At 38.4% G+C, this 21,928-nt stretch carries 20 protein-coding genes, 2 tRNA genes and 2 pseudogenes; 13 read left to right on the top strand and 11 right to left on the bottom strand.

Going from position 1 to position 21,928, the window contains the following annotated elements:
* Nucleotides 1–133: 133 nt before the first annotated feature.
* On the bottom strand, nt 134–505 hold the full coding sequence (locus tag FTV17_RS09455; RefSeq protein ID WP_179999092.1) for a hypothetical protein: 372 nt from the start codon (nt 503–505) through the stop codon (nt 134–136).
* 172 nt (nt 506–677) lie between these two features.
* Nucleotides 678–1,352, bottom strand: a complete 675-nt coding sequence (gene tenA / locus FTV17_RS09450; RefSeq protein ID WP_179999090.1) for a thiaminase II — start codon at nt 1,350–1,352, stop codon at nt 678–680.
* Between the two features lie 317 nt (nt 1,353–1,669).
* Here tenA and FTV17_RS09445 point away from each other — a divergent pair, with 317 nt between their 5' ends.
* From FTV17_RS09445 to ssb, 3 genes are all read left to right on the top strand, one after another.
* Entirely contained in the window at nt 1,670–2,755 is a 1,086-nt protein-coding gene (locus FTV17_RS09445) for a DUF475 domain-containing protein (RefSeq protein WP_179999088.1), read from the top strand.
* A gap of 175 nt (nt 2,756–2,930) precedes the next feature.
* On the top strand, nt 2,931–4,295 hold the full coding sequence (locus FTV17_RS09440; RefSeq protein ID WP_179999085.1) for an MFS transporter: 1,365 nt from the start codon (nt 2,931–2,933) through the stop codon (nt 4,293–4,295).
* A 51-nt stretch (nt 4,296–4,346) separates the two neighbouring features.
* The gene (gene ssb / locus FTV17_RS09435; protein WP_092766486.1) at nt 4,347–4,922 is read left to right on the top strand and encodes a single-stranded DNA-binding protein; all 576 of its coding nucleotides are present in this window, start codon (nt 4,347–4,349) and stop codon (nt 4,920–4,922) included.
* A gap of 241 nt (nt 4,923–5,163) precedes the next feature.
* On the opposite strand, the pseudogene FTV17_RS09430 reads toward ssb, so the two are convergent.
* Nucleotides 5,164–6,125 (bottom strand): annotated as a pseudogene (locus FTV17_RS09430) (IS5 family transposase).
* 415 nt (nt 6,126–6,540) lie between these two features.
* On the opposite strand from FTV17_RS09430, the pseudogene FTV17_RS09425 reads away from it, so the two are divergent.
* The 3 genes and pseudogenes from FTV17_RS09425 to ahpC all read left to right on the top strand — a co-directional run.
* Nucleotides 6,541–6,974: pseudogene (locus FTV17_RS09425) on the top strand (methionine synthase); the annotation flags it as partial.
* A gap of 112 nt (nt 6,975–7,086) precedes the next feature.
* Complete coding sequence (locus FTV17_RS09420; RefSeq protein ID WP_035267597.1) at nt 7,087–7,581, top strand: flavin reductase family protein; 495 nt, start codon at nt 7,087–7,089, stop codon at nt 7,579–7,581.
* Between the two features lie 422 nt (nt 7,582–8,003).
* A complete protein-coding gene (gene ahpC, locus FTV17_RS09415) occupies nt 8,004–8,567 on the top strand; it encodes an alkyl hydroperoxide reductase subunit C (protein WP_035267594.1) in 564 nt (187 codons plus the stop codon).
* Nucleotides 8,568–8,612: 45 nt separating this feature from the next.
* Here ahpC and FTV17_RS09410 read toward each other — a convergent pair whose 3' ends face one another.
* Nucleotides 8,613–9,536 (bottom strand): LysR substrate-binding domain-containing protein, encoded by a 924-nt coding sequence (locus FTV17_RS09410; RefSeq protein WP_092766475.1) that lies wholly within the window; start codon nt 9,534–9,536, stop codon nt 8,613–8,615.
* 122 nt (nt 9,537–9,658) lie between these two features.
* Nucleotides 9,659–10,285: an isochorismate family cysteine hydrolase YcaC gene (gene ycaC, locus FTV17_RS09405; protein WP_179999083.1), complete on the bottom strand. Its 627-nt coding sequence runs from the start codon at nt 10,283–10,285 to the stop codon at nt 9,659–9,661.
* A gap of 301 nt (nt 10,286–10,586) precedes the next feature.
* Between ycaC and FTV17_RS09400 the strand changes: the two genes are divergently transcribed.
* The 3 genes from FTV17_RS09400 (at nt 10,587) to FTV17_RS09390 (ending at nt 14,051) form a co-directional block, all read left to right on the top strand.
* Nucleotides 10,587–11,456: a pirin family protein gene (locus FTV17_RS09400; protein ID WP_179999081.1), complete on the top strand. Its 870-nt coding sequence runs from the start codon at nt 10,587–10,589 to the stop codon at nt 11,454–11,456.
* A gap of 448 nt (nt 11,457–11,904) precedes the next feature.
* On the top strand, nt 11,905–13,203 hold the full coding sequence (locus tag FTV17_RS09395) for an FAD-dependent oxidoreductase (protein WP_218945324.1): 1,299 nt from the start codon (nt 11,905–11,907) through the stop codon (nt 13,201–13,203).
* Nucleotides 13,204–13,211: 8 nt separating this feature from the next.
* Nucleotides 13,212–14,051 carry a bifunctional 2-polyprenyl-6-hydroxyphenol methylase/3-demethylubiquinol 3-O-methyltransferase UbiG gene (locus tag FTV17_RS09390; protein ID WP_179999079.1) on the top strand — a complete coding sequence of 280 codons (840 nt, stop codon included), beginning with the start codon at nt 13,212–13,214 and terminating at the stop codon, nt 14,049–14,051.
* A 49-nt stretch (nt 14,052–14,100) separates the two neighbouring features.
* Here the strand turns inward: FTV17_RS09390 and FTV17_RS09385 are convergent.
* From FTV17_RS09385 to FTV17_RS09375, 3 genes are all read right to left on the bottom strand, one after another.
* Nucleotides 14,101–14,176, bottom strand: a tRNA-Thr gene (locus FTV17_RS09385).
* 177 nt (nt 14,177–14,353) lie between these two features.
* The gene (locus tag FTV17_RS09380; RefSeq protein ID WP_035267585.1) at nt 14,354–14,581 is read right to left on the bottom strand and encodes a hypothetical protein; all 228 of its coding nucleotides are present in this window, start codon (nt 14,579–14,581) and stop codon (nt 14,354–14,356) included.
* Between the two features lie 206 nt (nt 14,582–14,787).
* Nucleotides 14,788–14,878: transfer RNA gene (locus FTV17_RS09375), tRNA-Ser, on the bottom strand.
* A gap of 123 nt (nt 14,879–15,001) precedes the next feature.
* Here FTV17_RS09375 and FTV17_RS09370 point away from each other — a divergent pair.
* A complete protein-coding gene (locus tag FTV17_RS09370) occupies nt 15,002–16,882 on the top strand; it encodes a potassium transporter Kup (RefSeq protein ID WP_179999076.1) in 1,881 nt (626 codons plus the stop codon).
* A 71-nt stretch (nt 16,883–16,953) separates the two neighbouring features.
* Here the strand turns inward: FTV17_RS09370 and FTV17_RS09365 are convergent, their stop codons facing one another.
* Entirely contained in the window at nt 16,954–17,316 is a 363-nt protein-coding gene (locus FTV17_RS09365; protein ID WP_257219921.1) for a hypothetical protein, read from the bottom strand.
* A gap of 300 nt (nt 17,317–17,616) precedes the next feature.
* Between FTV17_RS09365 and FTV17_RS09360 the strand changes: the two genes are divergently transcribed.
* Entirely contained in the window at nt 17,617–18,660 is a 1,044-nt protein-coding gene (locus FTV17_RS09360) for a DNA/RNA non-specific endonuclease (protein WP_179999074.1), read from the top strand.
* 72 nt (nt 18,661–18,732) lie between these two features.
* Nucleotides 18,733–18,978, top strand: a complete 246-nt coding sequence (locus tag FTV17_RS09355; RefSeq protein WP_179999072.1) for a hypothetical protein — start codon at nt 18,733–18,735, stop codon at nt 18,976–18,978.
* A 42-nt stretch (nt 18,979–19,020) separates the two neighbouring features.
* Here FTV17_RS09355 and FTV17_RS09350 read toward each other — a convergent pair whose 3' ends face one another.
* On the bottom strand, nt 19,021–20,028 hold the full coding sequence (locus tag FTV17_RS09350; RefSeq protein ID WP_179999070.1) for an AraC family transcriptional regulator: 1,008 nt from the start codon (nt 20,026–20,028) through the stop codon (nt 19,021–19,023).
* A gap of 199 nt (nt 20,029–20,227) precedes the next feature.
* Between FTV17_RS09350 and FTV17_RS09345 the strand changes: the two genes are divergently transcribed.
* Entirely contained in the window at nt 20,228–20,863 is a 636-nt protein-coding gene (locus FTV17_RS09345) for a hypothetical protein (RefSeq protein WP_179999068.1), read from the top strand.
* A 266-nt stretch (nt 20,864–21,129) separates the two neighbouring features.
* Here FTV17_RS09345 and hisF read toward each other — a convergent pair whose 3' ends face one another.
* Complete coding sequence (hisF, locus tag FTV17_RS09340) at nt 21,130–21,891, bottom strand: imidazole glycerol phosphate synthase subunit HisF (protein WP_373687202.1); 762 nt, start codon at nt 21,889–21,891, stop codon at nt 21,130–21,132.
* Between the last annotated feature and the right edge of the window lie 37 nt (nt 21,892–21,928).

Below are 21,928 nucleotides of genomic sequence, written 5' to 3'. Positions count from 1 at the left end.
TCCAATGTAAAGTGCTTTGAGAGCTCCTGCAATCTGATTTTAAATAGATGAACAAGACAGAATCAATTCGCAAATTTGATGTCATGATGAGCCATAGGATGTTAAATATAAGTGAATTTCGGGTGAATATTGATCAGCAAGCACGTGAATAGTGACGTTCGAAGATAGAGTCCACTTGTTCAAAACACATTTGTCTTTCGATAGCGTGATGTTGACGTGCGTAAAAATTCACTTCTTTTTCTAAGTGTTGAAGAAAATCGTTATATTTGGCTTCGAAATGTTGTAAATCTAGAAAATCAAAACGTATCGAGCTTGAACAAGAGTATTGTGCAATGAAGTCGAGCATTAAATTTTGAATATGATGATTGGTAAAATAAATGAGATATGTGGCAGCAGATCCACAGTGTATACATCCTTTTTCTAAATAAACTTCTTCATTATTTAACCAACAGCATTGTAAAGTGAAATATGCACGGATTGCTTCTGTTCCCAGTGAATGTTGCATAGAAAACCTCAAGTAAATTTTATTTATGATAATGAGAATTATTATCATAAATAATTGTGCTTGAAGTTTGCTTTAAAATCCAGTCTTAAATCCATTTAAATCGAAATGAGCCTGAAAGTCGGCAATGCAGTTTAGATCACCGACCTTTAATTTGGTTATGCAGGTGATAGCATCATGAGTGATCTAGGCTTAACCATTGACGTTGATGATAGGCACTATCCCAAAATAAATATTCGAGTTCAGCTCCCCGTGTGTAAGCTAGATGCATTTTTTCCATGGTATGTTGATCGCTTTCTGCCGCAACACGGTCAATAATTTCAATGACTTTGCGTACTTCTTCGTTGAAGTGCTCGCCAGCATAAGTGTCAATCCACGCTTGGTAAGGATTATTTGCAATATTACGTTTAAGAATGTCTTTGCCTACTTCCGCATAAATCCAATAGCACGGCAGTAATGAAGCTAAAACGACAGGATAACTCTCTGACCATGCAGTAGCTGTCAGAAATGAGGTGTAATGATGGCAAGCAGCAGTCAAAGGTGTATTTTCAAAATCAGCTTTGGTGATGCCAAATTCGTGCATAAAACCATTGTGCAGTTCACGCTCAACCACAATTGCTTCATTAGCGCCTTGCGTAAATTGAATAATGGCATCGGAGTCATATGCTTTAGCACCACAAATAGCCAATGCTCGACCATAGGCAACCAGGTAATGCGCATCCTGAATGACGTAATGGCAGAAAGCTTCTCGATCGAGTGTTCCAAGCGCCAGTTCTTGGTTAAAAGGGAGTGCTAATGTTTTTTGATATAAATCGTAGTTTCGTTGCCAAACGGCTTCTGAAAAACGCATAAATCCATCCTGAATAAAATCATCTCTATGTATCAGCTAAGATCATATCAATTTGTCGTTACAAAACTAGCTTGAGCGATACATCATCTTCAACAAAAAAATCATACGAAGAACTTTGGATAAATTTTGAAAACTCGTCATAATTAGCACAGTTTAATTGAGTGTCTTTTAGCGCTAGAGATCAGACATTCAATTTATAGAATTTTTACAAATCACTAAGCACAGACTTCACTTAATATTCGTCATATAAAAATCCTAAGTTTATGTTTTGTAAAATTTTTATTGATTCACCTCATTTTTTATAAGGTCGCTAGATTATGTGGAAACATTTTGGTTTCTCTATCGTATTCACGATCGTGTGTCTTGCGCTGTCTGCCTATTGGGGTTATACCCATGGTCCAGAAGCTGGCCTCAAGACCATGTTCACCGTACTGACCATCACTGCAATTTTAGCTGTGATGGAGGTTTCACTTTCTTTTGATAATGCTGTCGTCAATGCTTCAGTGCTTCGTCATTGGGATCACTTTTGGAAAATGCTTTTCCTGACTGTGGGTATTCTCATTGCAGTATTTGGTATGCGTTTAATCTTCCCAATTGTGATCGTCGCGGTCACAGCGGATATGGGCATGATGGAAGTTGTCAATTTGGCATTAAATGACCCTAAAGAATATTCGGCACGACTGATGAATCATCATCCTGAAATTGCAGCATTTGGTGGTGCATTCTTATTGATGGTATTCCTTAACTTTTTCTTGGATGATGGCAAAGACACGCATTGGTTCAAATGGATTGAGCGTCGTTTAGCGAAATTGGCATCTGTACCTGCACTATCTGTATTTGTTGCTTTAGTGGCTTTACTGATCATGGCTGCTAATGTTGATGAAGCTAAACGCTTAGTCGTGACTATGGCGGGTATCTGGGGCATCGTCATTTATATTGGGGTACAAGTACTGAGCCATTTGCTGGGTGGTGAGCCTGAAATTGATGAAAATGGTAATGCAATTGGTCACGATAGTAATGGTGTGCCAACAGGCGTAGTCAAAGCAGGTATCGGTGGGTTCTTGTATTTAGAAGTATTGGATGCATCATTTAGTTTTGATGGTGTGATTGGTGCTTTTGCAATTACTTCAGATGTTGTGGTGATTATGTTAGGTCTTGCGATTGGTGCCATCTTTGTTCGTTCGATTACCATCTATCTCGTTGAGAAAGGCACTTTAGATGCTTACATCTATTTAGAACATGGTGCTCACTATGCAATTGGTGCATTGGCTTTCATTATGATTGCGAGTGGTACGGGCGTACATGTTCCTGAAGTGGTAACAGGTCTGATTGGTGTAGCATTTATTGTTTGGGCAGTGATTGCATCTATTCAATATAAGAAACGTCAAGCGCTACAAGGCTAGATGAACACATCAAAAAAAAGCACAGCACAAGCTGTGCTTTTTTTTGGCTTAAGGCTTTTGCTCTAGGGAAAACAGATGGTGTTGATCTTTATTTCAAATAAAATTCATGCCTGTTCATCAGCCGAATATTCTATAATCAAAGTAGACATAGAAATCACACGATAACCTAAATTTTATGATGAATGCCTTAGAACGCCGTTCCACATTTGCATTGAGCAGCATTTTTGCATTGCGAATGTTAGGTCTGTTTATGATTGTCCCGGTCTTTTCTGTTGCGGGACAGGCTTATGAATATGCAACACCTGCTTTGATTGGTTTGGCCGTAGGTGTGTATGGTTTGACTCAGGCAATACTACAAATTCCTTTTAGTTTGATTGCAGACCGTTATAGCCGAAAGCCGCTGATCGTATTGGGTTTATTGCTGTTTGCCTTGGGTGGTGCAATCGCGGCAATGTCAGACACAATCTATGGTGTGATTATAGGGCGTGCAATAGCTGGGGGTGGAGCTGTCTCTGCTGTCGTCATGGCGTTATTGGCAGATGTTACGCGTGAAGAAAATCGTATGAAGGCGATGGCAATGATGGGGATGAGTATTGGTCTCTCTTTCGTTATTGCATTTAGTTTAGGGCCATGGTTGACCAGCGTGGTGGGTATTTCAGGCTTATTCTGGGTGACCACGCTTATGGGATTACTTGCCATTGCAATGCTATTTCTTGTTCCCAAAACAACACGTCATCATAAAAATTTTCAGCAAGGTTATCTCACTCAGCTAAAACAAGTTTTGAAAATGGGCGATTTAAATCGCTTACATGTTTCTGTGTTTGCTTTGCATTTATTGCTGACGGCGATGTTCATCTATGTGCCTTCTCAATTGATTGACTTTGCAGATATTCCTTTAGCTCAGCATGGTTTGATCTATCTTCCCTTATTGGTAATCAGTTTATTTTTTGCTTTTCCTAGTATCATTCTTGCTGAAAAATATCGAAAAATGCGAGGTATTTTTCTGACTGCGATTGCTGGGATCATCGCCGGTTTGATCGTGATGATTTTTGGATTTGAATCGAAATACATTTTGTTGCTTGGTTTAGGTCTTTTCTTTATTGCCTTTAATGTGATGGAAGCACTACTGCCATCTTGGTTATCGAAGGCAGCACCTATCCAATCCAAAGCGACAGCAATGGGTGTGAATGCCAGTGGTCAATTCTTAGGTGCTTTTTTTGGCGGTATACTGGGTGGTCAATTGCTGATGTTAAATAACACTGCTCTAGGCTGGGGGATACTGACAGGAATTGCCATTCTTTGGTTGTTGATTAGTTTTGGATTGAAGCAGCCACGTTATTTATCATCACTGATTTTGAGTTTGCCTAAAGTCCAAGAAACAGATGAATGGACTTCTCAGTTACTGGCAATTCGTGGTATTGAAGAGGTCGTGGTGATGACTGATCAACAAGTGGTCTATGTCAAAGTTGATAAGCAGCAGTTAGACGAAACTGCGCGACAACATTTAACGCACTTGTTGGGTAAAGAGGTAGCCATTTAATCATAACTCTTATAAAGTAAAACATAGAATCGAATAGGAAGATTAGAGCACATGCGCGGCGTGAATAAAGTTATTTTAGTTGGTACTTTAGGTAAAGATCCTGAGACAAAAACATTTCCCAATGGTGGTTCATTAACGCAGTTTTCAATTGCGACAAGTGAATCTTGGACAGATAAAAACTCAGGTGAACGCAAAGAACAAACAGAATGGCACCGTATCGTCTTACATAATCGTTTAGGTGAAATTGCACAGCAATATTTACGTAAAGGTTCAAAAGTTTATATTGAAGGCTCTTTACGTACCCGTCAGTGGACAGACCAAAATGGTCAAGAACGTTACACGACTGAAATTCGTGGCGAACAAATGCAGATGTTAGATTCTAATAATCGTCAGCAAAGTGAAAATGGTGGTGAAGGTTATAATCAACCGCGTTTTAATAACAACCAAGGCGGTGGTTATGGCAACCAAGGTGGTTATAACAATAATAATCAAGGTAGCGGTTATGGTAACCAAGCTGGTTATGGTAATAACAACGTTAACCAAGGCTTCCAAAAGCCACAAAATCAACCAGCGCCGAAGCCAATGGCGACAGCACCATCTGATTTAGATGATGATTTACCGTTCTAGACTATACAATAATTAAATATTGTATTTATAACGAAAGAAGAACTTGATTTGATTCGAGTTCTTCTTTTTTTGTCTGATTAAAATTAATTTTATAAAAAGTTGAATCTATGATTTATCAGGATAGATCTATTTGATTGATTTTATGTTCTCAATGTTACGTTTATCGATCATTTATTTTTATTATTCGAGGGCTTTGTTGCACAAAGATTTGAAAGGCAAAGCGCCCCTAATTGAGCCAAATTTAAGGCGTAACTTGGGTAAGTGGTCGACCTAATTCCGTAAATCTGTTGAGGACTGCTACACGTGCATGAATCTCATTGACTTGGCTATCAAAGCTCCTTGCACTGAGTTTATCTCCTAATAATTTGATGCAGTGCATTTTAGTCTCAACCAAACTTCGGCGATAATAGCCTGACCATTTTTTCCATAGTGTCCTACCTGAGAAGCATTGCTTCGCAAGATTAACTGTTCGAAGTAATTCATTTCGCTTTAGCAAGCTGCTCTTTGTATCTTTCCATGGTTTCGCATTTTTTCTAGGTGGAATCACCGCATGCGCTTGCCGATCTGCAATGGCCTGACGGCGTTGCTTGGTGTCATAAGCTCCATCGGCATAAACAGAGTCAATCTGCTCATCTTCTGGAATCTGAACAAGTAAATGGCCAAGCACCTGTGAATCACTCACATTGTTGGTTGTGAGCTGAACTGCCCGTATTTGAAGTGTTTCAGCATCTATAGCAATATGTAGCTTACGCCATTGGCGACGATATTCAGGTCCATGTTTCTTGCGTTTCCATTCGCCCTCACCTAGAAACTTCAAGCCTGTAGAGTCCATGATGAGCAATATATTGCGCAAGGTAGTCTATCAATACTTTTTTGGTAGCTGATTGCAATATCAATATACTTTTGTCTTCTACAAAGCGTACTGTAATCTGGCGCTGTCCAATTTAATCCGCAAAGTTTAATCAGACTTTGCACAAAGCCAGTGACCATACGTAAAGACAGACGGAATAAGGATTTAATCATTAAGCAGCATTGGATGGCTGCGTCGGAGTAAGTTTGATTTCGTCCTTGTTTGCCTTTTGATGGAGCATACCATTGCGTAGTAGGATCAAATCAAATGGCAATATTTCCGCGATTAATGAGTGCTCGGTTATATGCGGGCCAATTGGTTGTGCGGTAGATTTTGTTTGTAGGCTTCTTCATTTGAAAATTATATGGCTGAAGAAGCCCTTAAGAATAGCTTTGTGCAACAAAGCCTATCGAACAAGATGATGCTATTTTTAGTAGTAAAACCTTTAAAGATCATTAAGATAAATTTAAGAAAGCGATACAAAATCACAGACTCTGGTCTCGAGAGGATATAGTAGCAAGTATCCCAGCATAAAAATAAGAGAAGCCTAGATTCACTATCTCGGCTCTTTTTTTAGGTAGTCATGATAGGTTTATTGATCGAATTATTTTGATTGGTCTTAAGTAAATATACTGTGAATAATCTGAGCACAGTTCATCATAGAGCTTTTAGACTCGTAATTCGAGCGACGTTAGATCGCTACTTGATTTATTTCTATTGATGACCTTGAGTAATTTGATACAAAGTTAATTTTGATTTGTCTAGAGAATTGCTATTCTTGAGCTAGCGCTTGAAAATTTGAAATGTGAAACCGCCATACATATTTGTTAAAGCTATTCTATGAAAGATAATAAAAATGGGAAACAAACTTTGAGTAATGAACGGTGTCCTTTTGAAACGTCACTCCCGATACTACAAAAATCTAAGTTGGGGCATCATTTCTTTAGAGTGCAAAACTCACATATATCCATGGATCTTATTGAACTGATTCGTGGAAGAAAGTCATAATCGGTGTAATCGATGTGGCAACCAATCAAATTGAAACACTTGACGAAATGTTGAACACTTTGCGTAAAGTTTTGCAATTTGTCGATGCTGATAAGCTATACCCTTCAACCAACTGTGGAATGATACCACTGTCTCGTCACGTGGGACGTGACAAACTTGAAGCCTTAAGTATGGGTTCAGCGATCTTAAACTAAGAAGTTAGTGCTTTAGCTGAGTTTATTTTCTACATTCAAGATGGATCATCTGTGCAATCACCTATATCCTAGGTTCGCACGAGTTTAGCAATTTATATTTGAGAAGAGAAAAATGGTTGAAGCTTCAGACTACAGAAACGCAATGTCTTTATTAACCACTGCAGTCAATATTATTACAACAGCTGGTGAAACAGGACAGCATGGTTTCACGGCTTCTGCTGTATGTAGCGTTACTGATTCACCTGCTACGCTTTTGGTATGTATGAATCAATCATCCCGATCTCATCAGTATTTTATTGAGAACAAAGTTTTATCTGTCAATGTGCTCAGTTCTCAACATGAGTCTCTTTCAAATGCTTTTGCATCGAGTCAATTGAGTGCAGAACAACGTTTTGGATTAGCCCAATGGGGTAAATTGAAAACAGGTTGCCCGGTCTTAAAGGACGCTTTAGTCAGTTTTGATTGTGAGATTGAGCAAATTCAACGAGTGGGCACACACAGTATTTTTATTTGCCGAGTTGTAGCCATTCAACAAAGCTCGCAAGAGGAAAGTCTTGTCTATTTTAATCGATCTTATCATCAGGTGAGTGCAGAAGAGGAAGTTTAATGAGCTAGAGCAGCAAGATTTTCAATCGTTTCTTATAATGATTATAGAAATAGATCAGCGTTTGATTAATGATCTTGGGAAAGATGGTGAATCGTAAGCCTCGATCAGTGAGCTTTCATAGTGTGAGGTTAAACCCAATGGATATTACTCGAATCGTTTATGGTCATACAGAGTGAATAATCTTTCTCTTTGGGATCAAAAAAGAAAAGTATTATTTTCAAAAATTTGAAACCAATTAAATAAGTTTTAAAAAAAATAATCAGTGTTTTATATTTAATTTATTCTCTTAAAGAAATATATTAACTTTTAAATCTAGAAATTCGATTGTTTTTATAAATACTTTCTGTTTTACCAATCCAATCATCTTTTGTATTCTCTATTTCAACGAAGCAACACTCTCACAAAGAAATAGAGGAAAACACATGAGTTTAATCAATACTGAAGTCAAACCATTCAATGCAACTGCTTATCAAAATGGTGAGTTCATTGAAGTTTCTGAGCAAGATTTTAAAGGTAAATGGTCTGTTGTCTTTTTCTATCCTGCAGATTTTACATTTGTATGTCCAACAGAATTAGGCGATCTTGCTGATAACTATGCTGAATTCCAAAAGTTAGGTGTAGAAATTTATGGTGTATCTACAGATACTCATTTCACACATAAAGCTTGGCATGATACTTCAGATGTGATTGGTAAAATTCAGTATCCACTTATTGGTGACCCAACGTGGACATTGTCTAAAAACTTTGATGTATTGATTGAATCTGAAGGTTTGGCAGATCGTGGTACATTTGTAATTGATCCTGAAGGAAAAATTCAAATTGTAGAGATTAATGCAGGTGGTATTGGTCGTGATGCTCAAGAACTTCTTCGCAAAGTGAAAGCGGCTCAATATGTTCATGCTCACCCAGGCGAAGTATGTCCTGCGAAATGGAAAGAAGGTGATGCTACACTTGCACCATCAATCGATCTTGTTGGTAAGATCTAAATTAAGTTGAAAAGTAAAGAACCAGCACGATGTGCTGGTTTTTTATTAAGAGGCATAACCTTCTTGATTTTGTGCTGCTTGTCGTAAACCTTCAACCAAGTGGTCGATGAGTTTTTCCATCACGAGTCGTTGTCCTTTACGTGATGCATAAACGAGTTGCACAGTCCCTATATTTGAGCACCAGTCAGGTAATATGTGTATAAGCCGTCCTGCTGCCAAATCCTTTTGCACTGTAAGATAAGGTAGATCTGCAATACCTAATCCATCCATCACTGAATAATACACACCAGCCAAATCATTACTTTTAATACGTGGTTGTAATGGAATTTCAATGAGATCATGCCCTTCAATTCGGTGCAAATTCCATTGATAATGTGTTTTTTGAGTTCCTAAAACAATTGTTGGAAAATCATTGATTTCAGTTGGATATTCTAAAACGCGACCCTGTAAAAGCTCAGGGGTTGCCACTAAACAATGAGTGGTTTTGATGACATCACGAACCACGATGGTGGAGTCTTCATTGGCAGAAAAATTAGTTCTGATCGCCAAGTCAATATCATCGTGCAATACATCTACGCGTCGGCTGGTTAATTCCATCTCGACTTGAACTTGTGGATAGCGTTTCAAAAAATCATTGAGTAAAGAGCGAATTTGATAACGCATCATTACGGGTGGGCAACTAATTTTAACTAGACCCTGAGGTTCACTTTTCTGTTTAAGTAAAACATTATGAGCGCAATCAACTTGGTTGATTACTTTTTCACATTCTTGAAAAAATTCTTGACCTAAAGGCGTTACTTTGAAATGGCGAGTAGAACGTTGAATGAGTGTGACATTAAATTTTGCTTCGAGTTCTAAAATACGTCGACTAAGCTTTGATTTCGTTATATTTGATGCGTCACTAGCAGCACTGAAACCGCCGTATTTAACGACCAAATAAAAATAGTAATAGTCATCAAATGAATGCAATTTTCACCTCGACGCCTGATCCGATAAAGTTTAAGCATAGGTTAAACTAAGCCGTTCAAGAAATCATCTTGGGTTTTGAATATGGTAAAAAAAAGCGACCCAAAGGTCGCTTTTGTTAAATATTATTCTTTAGTGGTATTCTTTACATAGCTAACCATTAAGTTTTTATAGTCAGGAATATGCTCACCGAATAAAGCACCTAAACCTTCGATATCATTACGCCAATCACGATGTAACTCACCAGCAGCACCAAACCATGTCATAAGTTGAGCACCTGCTTGAGACATGCGGTTCCATGCAGCATCGCGCGTGATTTGGTTGAATGTACCAGATGCATCAGTAATCACGAATACATCAAAGTCTTCAGCAAGAGCTGAAAGTGTAGGGAAAGCAACACAAACTTCAGTCACAACACCCGCAATGATCAGTTGTTTTTTACCTGTTGCTTTAACAGCATTTACAAAATCTTCGTTATCCCAAGCATTGATTTGACCTGGACGCGCGATATATGGAGCATCAGGGAACATTTCAACTAATTCTGGAACGAGTGGACCATTAGGACCATCTTCAAAACTTGTTGTTAAAATTGTCGGCAAATTAAAGTATTTTGCTGCTGCTGCGAGTGCTAAAACATTATTTTTAAATTTATCAGGATCGATATCACGTACAAGAGAAAGAAGACCTGTTTGGTGGTCGACTAAAAGCACTACTGCATTATCTTTATCTAAACGAACGTAAGGTTTGCCCATTATTATTAGCCTCTATGATGTTAGTAAGTGTGAATACGTATCAATGAAATCGTATTCAGTCACCAGTTATATTAGACTGAAAATGAGATAAATTTGTGACAATTTTTAGGATAATTAGTCTTATTAATAGGAATATTGTAATCATAAATTTCAAATTTCAGTGAATAGTCACATATATAAAATTAATTTAGATTATTATAATCATAAAAATAGGAATCTGTGTGGCAGTAAAGCGCTTTTTATTTTCTGTGCAAAGTCTAAAATGAGCGCATGTTCATCCTATCGAATATAGGAGTAAAAGATGAAAAGAGTAATTGGGGTTTATCGTAACCAACATACACATTGGGTTGGTGATGGTCTGCCAGTGCGTAACTTATTTTCTTATGATCGCTTAGGTCAAGCACTTAGTCCTTTTTTGTTATTAGATTACGGTGCACCACATCACTTTGAGCCAACGACACGTCAGTTAGGTGTTGGTTCACATCCTCATCGCGGATTTGAAACAGTGACTATCGCCTATCAAGGTGGTTTGGCACATAAAGATTCCAGTGGCGGTGGTGGTGTTATCGAGGCAGGAGATGTGCAATGGATGACTGCTGGGGCTGGATTGGTTCACGAAGAGTTTCATTCTCCTGAATTTGCTCAAAAAGGCGGAATTCTTGAAATGGCACAGCTTTGGGTCAATCTACCAGCCAAAGATAAAATGACTCAACCACGCTATCAAGCGATCACATCTCATGATATTCCAACAATTACCATGGATGATGACGCTGGCTATATCCGTGTAATTGCGGGTGAGTTTGGTGGTCATCATGGTCCTGCTGAAACATTTACTCCAATAAATGTGTGGGATGGTCAGCTCAAAGCTGAGTATGAAACATTCATACATGTTCCTGTAGATCACAATGTATTGGTTGTAGTGTTGAATGGAGAACTCGTAATTAATGGGACTCAAAAAGTTCTAGACAGTTCAATTGTGATGTTTGCTCGTGATGGTGAGGCAGCAATTCAATTGCAAGCATATAAAGATACACAATTTTTAGTGCTTACAGGTGAGCCACTAAATGAGCCAATTCAAGGGCATGGACCATTCGTCATGAACACCAAAGAAGAAATCATTCAAGCTTTTTATGATTTCAATAATGGTAAATTTGGTGAAATTGCACGTTAATTTGAACGAGAAAAGCGGAAATATCATTTCCGCTTTTTTTGTAATCATCATTTTAAAAAAATAAAGGACCTCTATCCCACACAACAGAGGTCCTTATACGCTGTAATTTATATTTATTTTCTAGATCACATTCTATTTGTGTTTCTTATTAATGTGATGTAGTTCTCATTTTCAAAACAATGATAATGCATTTTTTTTAAGCTGTAAACTAAAAAATTAAATTATTGGTGAAAATATCTATTTTGTTTTTAAACATATTTTTTGATTTCTTAAAAAATACAAGTGTATTAAATATTTAGCGTATGACGAATAGTGTAGCAAGAATTTTACGTAAATTTATTTGATTAAAAATTAATCAAAAACAAATAAAATCTGGAAGTTTTTAATAGCAAGTTTCAAAGTGTTCTATCGCATAATTAAAAAAATTTTTAATGCTTGGATCATAATTTTGAAAATTGCAGTGATTGGAAGTGGTATGGCAGGGTTGGCAACTGCGAGAATTCTCAAGGATGCTGGTCACCAGATCACAGTTTTCGAGGCGCTTCCAGGGCGTGGTATGGATAGTTATAGTCTTGAGTATGAAGGTGGGATTATTGATTCGCCATTACGTGTCATGAATCCAATGCTCTGGAAAAATACATTGAGTCTTGCCACACATTTGGGTCTCAACACTTTTCCGGTACGTACCTATATGTCATGTAGCTGGTTATTTGAAGATAAAATCGATACTTGGCTGACAACATCACGTTCACGCATAGGCAACTTTCCAATCATTAACAATCGAAAAGGATTAAAGCAATATGGCATCCGTTTAGTGAAAGGGATGTTACAACTTAGATCTGCATTGAAGCAGTTTTTTAAATCTAAAAATCAAGATATCACTTTAGATGAGTTCGTTAAATATAACCAAATAGAAGAAGTATTTTGGAATGGGGCAGTCATGCCTGTACTATTTACCATTTGTACATGTGATGCAAAAACCATTGGTGAATGGCCAGCAAAACCATTGTTGATTTTCTTACGCCAACTGACGGATGGAGATGCACTTCTTCGAATCCAAGGTGGGACGCCAGCTTTCGTTGATAAATTGCTGGAAGATATCGATTTAAGAAGTGGGCAGCCTATTACTCGTGTACAAGAGCAGGGTGATTTAGTCTATGTGGAAAATGAAGCAGGTGAATCTGACTTATTTGATCGTGTGATAGTCGCGACACCAACAACAAAAGTTCAGGAGTTTTTAGATGCTGAACAGTTTGCGGATGATATGGCACTCCTAAAACAATTTAAGTTTGTTGATGGTGAGCTGGTCATTCATACTGATTCAGTGGTAATGCCTGTGAAGCGTAAAGATTGGTGCGTATTGAGTTATATGATGGATCGTAAATTTACTAAACAGCATTTCACTGTTTGGCTGAATTCGATTGAGCCAACATTAGTGGGTAAATCTCCTGTTTTTCAAACTTGGAATCCAGTAATTGAGATTGATCCTAAAAAAGTAATACATAAAGTGAAACTCACTAGAGCTGTTGTAGACCGTCATACTCTACCACTAACGCATGAGTTGAGTGCTCGTCACCAACAACAAGGTCGTAAAGTATTTTATTGTGGTTCTTGGTCATGCGATGGATTGCCAATTTTGGAGTCAGCGGTGACTTCAGCAATGGATATAGCAAAATTACTTGATGCGCCGTTACCATTTGTAGGTTTAAAGCCTAAGGTACAGGTTGCACCAGAGTTAGGATATTAAGGGATTGAATGAAGAAGCTCCAAGCATGGATGAAAGCCCCTCGACATAAATATGCGATCAATGCAGCTTTATTGGGGGATCACCGTAATTGTGCTTGGAGTAATTTAGGTCTATGGCAAACTGACCAGCTGAATTATCCACAAGCCTGCGAGTTACTCGCAATAACCCTTGCTCAATCTATTGATTTAAATTCAAAAGATAAATTAATTGATTTAGGTTGTGGGCAAGGTGCTAGCTTAATTTTATGGAAAGAAAAATTTCAAATCGAATACTTGGAAGGAATTGAATTACAAGAATATTATGTAAATCATACGCGTAAGTTTTTACCTCATGTCAATCGGATCTCGCAGGGAACATTTTTAAATTTAGAATCTAGATCATTTGAATTTAAATTTGATGCGGCAATTTGCATCGATGCTGCTTATCACAGTAATTTGAATTTATTTCTTCGTTCTGTAGATGGTATTTTGAATTCAAAAGGACGCTTAGCATTTCATTATCTTATTTTGAATTCAAAGTTCTATACTTTGAGTCCTCTAGCGCAATTGAAAGTTAAATTATTATTAAAAGCAGCTGACGTTAAACTGAACCATTTGCATTCATTCGATGAAACGCAATCAATATTAGCGCAAGCGGGCTTTAGAGATATACATATTCAAGATTTGAGTCACGAGGTATTTGCAGGATTTGTAACGTATATTCAGAGTGATATTTTTAAAAAGAACATCCAAGCTCATTCGTATCACGTTTTAGATTTGGCAAAAATTAAGATGACAGCAAAGTTGTGTGCGAAACTTTATCAAGAGGGAATCGTACGGTATGTACAAGTGAGTGCAATTAAAAAATAAATCATCAAAAACAACAAAGCCTCACTAAAAAGCGAGGCTAAGTATAAAATGGTGCCGGCACACGGATTCGAACTGTGGACCTACTGATTACAAGTCAGTTGCTCTACCAACTGAGCTATGCCGGCAACGTGGAGAGAATAATAGCGTTTTTTCACTAAAACGCAAGTCAAAAATTAATCGATTAATTAAAATTGAGCAGGATGACATGTTTTTGCTTTATTTTTGATCGTCTTTTTTCCTCATTTTATAGTGATGCCCGTCATAGCGTGTACAGGCATCTTTAGAAAATTGTATAGGGTCAGCTATTTGTTTTTTAGAATACGATCAAGGTCTTGTGCACACTCTTCAAGAGTATAAGCCATATCAAATTGCATTTGAGGTTTTAACTCTTGTGCTAATTTTCTCCATTGCTCAATTAATCTTAGCGCTTTTTGAATTTTATGTTTATTCACATCTTTAGCGATAGTGGGTGTATAGCCACCACGTTTTGCATTTTTAATTTGTTTTACATAGTTGGCGCTGTTATTCATATTATCTCCAGAATAGCAGGTTCTATATTTTATAGGTGTGCAAAAATCATCTATTTGAATAACGTTGTTAGGTTGCTCAGCTCCTTAAGTATTGTTTTTATTAACTTAACATGATGTTGATGACAGTAAAATGAAGCGAGATACGTGCCAAAATCGAAATATTAGGTGAAAAAAAACCGAATCATGAGATTCGGTTTTTTAAATTCTGGCGGTGAAAGAGGGATTCGAACCCTCGATACGCTATTAACGTATACACACTTTCCAGGCGTGCTCCTTCAGCCACTCGGACACTTCACCAAGGCGTGCGATGATAACCAAAAAAAAAGCAGATGCCAAGTTGAAACAATTGATTTAAAGAAAAAGTTTTTAGCCAGTGATATGATTGCCGAAAAATTCTGTCGAATGCATGAAGACTAATATATGCAAAGCACTGCAAAAAAAGCCGCACTTCCTGCGGTAACATTGGCAGCATTAGGGGTGGTGTTTGGTGACATTGGAACCAGTCCTCTGTATGCATTGCGTCAATGCTTCCTTACGGCTCATATTGCAATTACTGAGGCAACCGTTCTGGGCATTTTGTCGCTTATTTTCTGGTGCATGATGCTCACCATCAGCTTTAAATATGTCTCAGTCATCATGAAGGCAGATAACAATGGCGAAGGCGGTATTATGTCGCTTCTTGCCTTAAATCTACGTTCAACCCGTATTGCAGATCAGCGCAAAATTTATCTGATTGCCTTAGGTTTTATCGGTGCATCACTGTTTTTTGGTGATGGCATTATTACCCCTGCAATTTCTATTTTATCCGCGATTGAAGGTTTAAGTATTGCGACTCCGATGTTTAATCAATGGTTATTACCATTGGCCGTCGGTATTTTAACAGCACTGTTTTTAATTCAGCGCCACGGCACGGCCACCATGGGTAAGTTCTTTGGACCAATCACCTTATTATGGTTTGCATCCATTGGACTATTAGGCTTATGGAGTGTTATGCAAACACCGTTCGTGTTGGCAATGATCAGTCCGCACTGGGCGTTTGGCTTTATCATCAACCAACCTTTTGTTGCATTCCTCACGATGGGTGCCGTCATTTTAACGATGACGGGGGGGGAAGCACTATATGCAGATATGGGACATTTTGGTCGCATGCCCATTAAGCTTGCTTGGTTTGTGATTGTATTGCCAAGTTTAGTTTTTAACTATGCGGGTCAAGGAGCTTTACTTTTACGAGACCCAAATGCAATTGAGAACCCATTTTACCTGTTGGTTCCTGATTGGGCTTTATTCCCAATGATTGGTCTTGCAACAGCTGCTGCTGTGATTGCCTCACAAGCGGTGATTACGGGCGTATTCTCAATGGTCAATCAAGCGATCCAGTTACGCTATTTACCGCGTTTAACCGTGCAACACACCTCTGATATTGAACAAGGACAAATCTATGTCCCATTCATCAACTGGGTATTATTTATTTCAGTCATTATTCTCATTTTATTATTTGAAAATAGTGCGAATCTTGCCAGTGCCTATGGTGTAGCAGTGACCATGACTATGCTGTGTGGTACGATTTTAATTTCGATTTTAGCTTATGGCGTTTGGCGCTGGCCTGTTTGGAAAGTAGCCCTTTTTGCTGTGCCTTTATTGATCATCGACCTCATTTTTGTTGCTTCGACTTCTTTAAAAATTGTTGGTGGTGGATGGGTGCCGATCTTGATTGGTGCAATTGTATTTACCGTTTTAATGACGTGGAAAGATGGTCGTCAAATCGTACTTAATAAGCTTGAGTCTGATGCGTTACCTATTGATCTCTTTATTCAAAGTGTCAAGATGAGTGATGAAACGCTGATCGTTCCTGGGGATGCAATTTTCCTCACAGGAACACCTAATATCGTTCCACATGCGATGCTGCACAATATTAAGCATAATAAGGTTCTACACGAACGTAATATGATGATTACGGTCATTACTAAAGATGTACCATATGTACCTGATATTGAGAGAATCCGTGTAGAGAAGATGGATAATCGATTCTTTAGGATTTTTGTATATTATGGGTTTAAAGACCAACCCAACATTCCAGTTGCGCTGAAAGCGGCATATGAGCAGTTAAATTTTGAATTTGATATGATGCAAATTAGTTTCTTTATTTCACGTGATCGTCTGATTCATACCGTGGGAGAAGGAATGGCGCCATGGCGTGAAAAATTATTTATTTCAATGCAGCGGAATACCAGTCCTGTGAGTGATTTCTATTTAATTCCACCAAATCGCGTGGTCGAAATGGGAAGCCAGATCGAAATCTGAGTAAGCGTTTGCTAAAATTTTGGATATAAAAAAACCGCCTCAAAGGCGGTTTTTTTATTAAGTCTAATACCTTACTCAGCCGCTGGTGCTTCTACAGGCGCTTCTTCAGTTACATTTACTTCAGGTTGAGCTGGAACTGCAGTTTGTGCTTGAGGAGCAGTTTCTTCTGCTTCAGCAGGTGGTAAGTTTCCAATAGGCGCTTTCGCATCAGCAGGCGCTTGTGTTGTAGCACCTTCAGAAATAACTTTCATCTGACCATTAGCTAATACTTCTTGTAAAGTACCAGGCTGACCATTCACTGTTGTTACGACTTTAGCTTTAGAAAGGCTTTCCAAAGTTTCGCCAGCTTGAACTGGTGGCTCAGCAAATGCACTTGCACTTGCCAAAGATAAACCCATTACTAATGCTGTCAAAGAAGTATGTGCTAATTTCATAGTGTCCTCACTTTCAATTCTTTTAATTTACTAAATAACTTTTATAGCATCTCACAAGTAATTGATGTAATTCAATCAAATACACGTAAAACCTTAAAGAGTATTAAAAAACTATTCTATAAAAACAACAATTTGTTACTTATTTTGAGTGATATTTGAACGGAATGCGAAGATCCTTTATTCACTTGAAAATTCACTTGATGTACTTCAAATTCATAGCTTGTTAAGCTGTGGCCGGTTTTGAATAAAGCCCACGCATTGGGCCAGAAGTTGAACACGGAACGAATAGGTAATCTGAGTTTGAATAATATTGTGGTAAAAGCTGTATTAGGTATTGTTGCAGCAGGAAGCTTTGCAATTGCTTTCGGTCAAGAAAAGTTGTCTTCATATCTGCCATTTTCAGGTTCGGTTAATAATACAGCTTGTCTCAATCAATTTTATCGCCAAGAGCCACCTTATTTAATCAAAGAGAGCTTAAATAAAGATCGCTACCCATTATGCTTTAATGGATTCACCACTATGTATTCTGGTGTCTCAAAAACACCATTATGGGTAGCTGAATATCTGAATCCAGATCGGCTGAGCCAAAAAATAAAAAGAGAAGACAGTTTCCATGAGGAGACTCGTGTAGCAGAAAAGCATCGAGCATTATTATCAGATTATCGTGGGTCGGGATATGACCGTGGTCATATGGCTCCAAATGCTGATATGCCAAATAAAGCTGCACAGTACGACAGTTTTTCTTTAGCCAATATGGTTCCTCAAGCTCCGCAGAATAACCAACAAATCTGGCGAGAAATTGAGGAAGCGACACGTGCAATCGTTACGAAGCAGAAACATGATGTGTATGTGATTACCGGGCCTGTATATAGTGGCAAAAAACTGAAAACCATTGGACGCGGTGTTATTGTTCCAACAGCGGTGTTTAAAGCCGTATATATACCTAAAACAGGTGCTATTGGCGCATATTACGCTCCAAATAATAATTCACTACAGATGCAAGTGGTCAGTGTATGCCAGTTAGAAGAAGTGCTTGGCATGAATCTGTTTCCTCAACTTACATCTGAGCAAAAGCGTAATACTTATAAATTGCCATTAAAAGCCAATCAGGTCAAAGCTCAACAAGCGATAGAGTATTCGCATTGGGATGCCGAAAGCCAATGTGCAGTTGATATCTCAACAGATCAACTCAAAGCGCTGCAAAAAGAGTTTAGTAGCCAAAGCGTACCTGTCAATACAACCGCAACGCATCAAGAGGCTAGGATCGATGAACAAGCACAAGATGCAATCGTGAAAGAGTTGGTTCAAGCGTTGTTGCAATATTTATTACAAATCCTTAAATAAAAAAGCTCGAATTCGCCCTGAAGATTCATTTATCTTCAGGGATTGATATTTATAAACTTAAAGAGATTTGCCATGTTTAAGCCTTTTGAAAATGGGACTGAGTCACATTCGATACATGACCTGACGCTTGAAAATGATCTTGATCGTGTGAGTATTTATGGCAACTTACAAATCACCAAAGATCAAGCCGGTTTAGCCGCTGCGAAAGCGTTAAAACAATATTTAGATGCAATGGTCATCTATTTAGAAGATCAAAAAAATTTAGCAGAAAAAATAGAAACGACGGCTGAGAATGAAATAGAAAATCCTTTCTTGTGACTCATCAATCATCTTTAGACTGAAGACTTAAATTCACAATCATCAAGTGCGAATATGATGTTGAATACGCCACTGTTGGGGCGTCATCTTCATCCACTGACGAAATGCGCGTTGGAATGCACTTTGTTCTGAATAACTGAGCAATAACGAAATCTCATGTAAGCTGAGATAAGGATCTTGTAAATATTGAATCGCTAGAAGTTTGCGGACTTCTTGAACGCGCTGCTGATAGGTATCGCCTTGATTTTGTAAATGGCGCTGAAGTTGTCTGACGGACATTCCTACTTGTTCTGCAACAGTTTGAATTTGATAATTGTGTCTTTGGATTCCAATCAGAATGGCTTGCTGTAAACGCTCATCGATTTGTGTGTTATTAGGGAGTCGACTTAACAAATCTTGAGCTTGTTGCATCAGGAGTTTTTGTAAAGTTTGATCAGCTTGTTTAATCGGTGCTTGTAGGAGCTGGATTGGAAAAGTAAGCTTGACATGAGGCTGAGAGAATTTTACTTTGCTCTGAAAAAAACGTTCATAAATCGCAATATTTTTTGGTGCTGGAAAGCGAAAGTGAATTTCTTGAATATGTAAATGCTCAATACCCGCATAACGTTTTAGAAATTCAACCAATAATGCCATCGCAATTTCATCCGTGATTTGTGTCGACAAATGCATCGGCAAATCTTCCCAACGTACGCTAAATACGCCTTGCTCCAGATCAACGGCGAGAGGTGTACCATCATAAATTAAACGATGATATTCATGATAACGGGTGAGTGCTTCTGCTAGGTTATCGCATGATAAAGCGATATACGCGATAATGCCTAAATGTTGCGGTTTGACCCATTGAGCAATTTCTAACCCTAACGCAGGTTGTGGGTGTACTTCATAAATTTCATTTAATATTTCACGCCAAATGCTAAAGTCAAAGCGTTCGGCTTGCTGAATACTTGCCAATTTTGCAGAAATAGGGAGACCGTTCTCTTCACAATAATTATGTAAGAGATGTCCAAGTCCACCATGAACCGAGCCTGAATAATCCTTTATCTGCTGCATGTGATTAATACTTTTCTTGTTTTATCAATTGAAATCACGATGAGTTATTAAGCCTGTTTTTACAGTGCCATACAAGCGCTTTTTCTACCATACGACATTGAAAAATATGTCGTGATTTGTCAATGAAAATTTTATCTTGCGTCAATGGTTGAGAGCTTGAGTTAGATATATTGAAAGAAAAGAAACAGGGATTTTGAACATGATTAAAGGTTTTATTGCAGGCTTAATCATTGCCAATGGATTTGAATGGGTCGCGCATAAATATGTTCTACATGGTGTACACCGTCCGGGTAAAGCGAGGTTTAGTCCTGTGCCTAAAAATATGGAATCTCATTGGGCACATCACCGTGAAGTTAGAACACAAGATTTCCATGATGAGGGTTATGTAGAGGGAATCTCAAATTGGCGAACAAAAAATGAAATCGTATCATTGGGGATTGTTGCTGCTGTATTTGGAACAGCATTTTATCCAATCTCGAAAGGCATGAGTTTATCCGTGCTTTATAGTGCTTGTAACTACTACTACACGCATCGCAGAGCTCACCTCGAACCTCATTGGGCAAAAAAGAAAATTCCTTGGCACTATGACCACCATATGAACGCCAATCAAGATGCAAATTGGTGTGTCACTAAGCCTTGGTTTGATTACATTTTAGGGACACGTGTCATTTCAATGCCAGATTTGAAGGAAGATAACCCTTTAGGGGTGCAGTTACCGTCTTTTATTTCAAAACGAGTGAATCATATCATTGAACAATATTTCCCCGCAAAGTGGGTTGAGCAGAAAGCAGCGCGCTCCGAGATTTCAAAAAAAGCTTTGGCTATAGTGGAGTAAGTCAGATTAGATATGGAATTGGCTGAATTGACGTCTGATTTGTCATGATTGGTCAATAAAATATGTAGCTTTTGTCAAGATTTCGTGCAGATCTGTCATTTATGATATGAGATGAATAAATCGGAGAATGAAAATCTGATGGTAGAACTCTCCAGTTTATCGCTTTGCATAACGAACCAAGCGCTGTTTTTTCTTGGTTTTTAGGGCCTTCGGGCTCTTTTTTTTGCAAAAAAAAGAGGCATTTGCCTCTTTTTTATGGGGCGTGATTAAAGACGCATTTCAATGCCTTGTTCAGCTAAATATTGTTTTGCTTCCGGGATGGTGTGTTGACCAAAGTGGAAGATAGAGGCTGCCAGCACCGCATCAGCACCCCCTTGTAAAATTCCGTCTGCTAGATGTTGAAGATTACCCACACCACCTGAAGCAATCGTTGGAATCGTTACACGATCATTAATCTGACGCATCAGTGCTAAGTCATAACCAGCTTTTGTACCATCTGCATCCATTGACGTAATGAGCAATTCTCCTGCGCCGTATTCTGCCATTTTCACAGACCATTCAATCGCATCGATACCCGTTGGTTTGCGACCACCATGTGTGAAAATTTCCCACTTATTTTCACCCGTTTTTTTTGCATCAATCGCAACTACAATACATTGTGCACCAAAACGTTGAGAGGCTTCTTGAACGAATTCAGGGTTAAAGACAGCAGCTGAGTTAATACTGACTTTGTCTGCACCAGCGTTAAGCAATAAACGAATATCTTCAACTCTACGAACACCGCCACCTACAGTCAGTGGTACAAATACAGTTTCAGCCATGCGCTCAACCGTACGGTAAGTGGTGTCACGGCCATTAGATGTTGCAGTGATATCGAGAAAAGTAATCTCATCTGCACCTTGTTCGTTATAACGACGTGCTACTTCAACTGGGTCGCCTGCATCACGAATATCAAGGAATTGAACACCTTTTACAACTCGACCGTTATCTACGTCGAGGCAAGGAATAATACGTTTAGCAAGCATAATTTTTTCCAAAAATAACAGCCGATTATGAAACTTACAG

This window comes from Acinetobacter sp. YH12239 (genome assembly GCF_013417635.1).
In the GTDB taxonomy this organism is placed as follows: domain Bacteria; phylum Pseudomonadota; class Gammaproteobacteria; order Pseudomonadales; family Moraxellaceae; genus Acinetobacter.
Note: the sequence above shows the minus strand (reverse complement) of the source record. Positions and strands in the feature narration are given on the sequence as shown.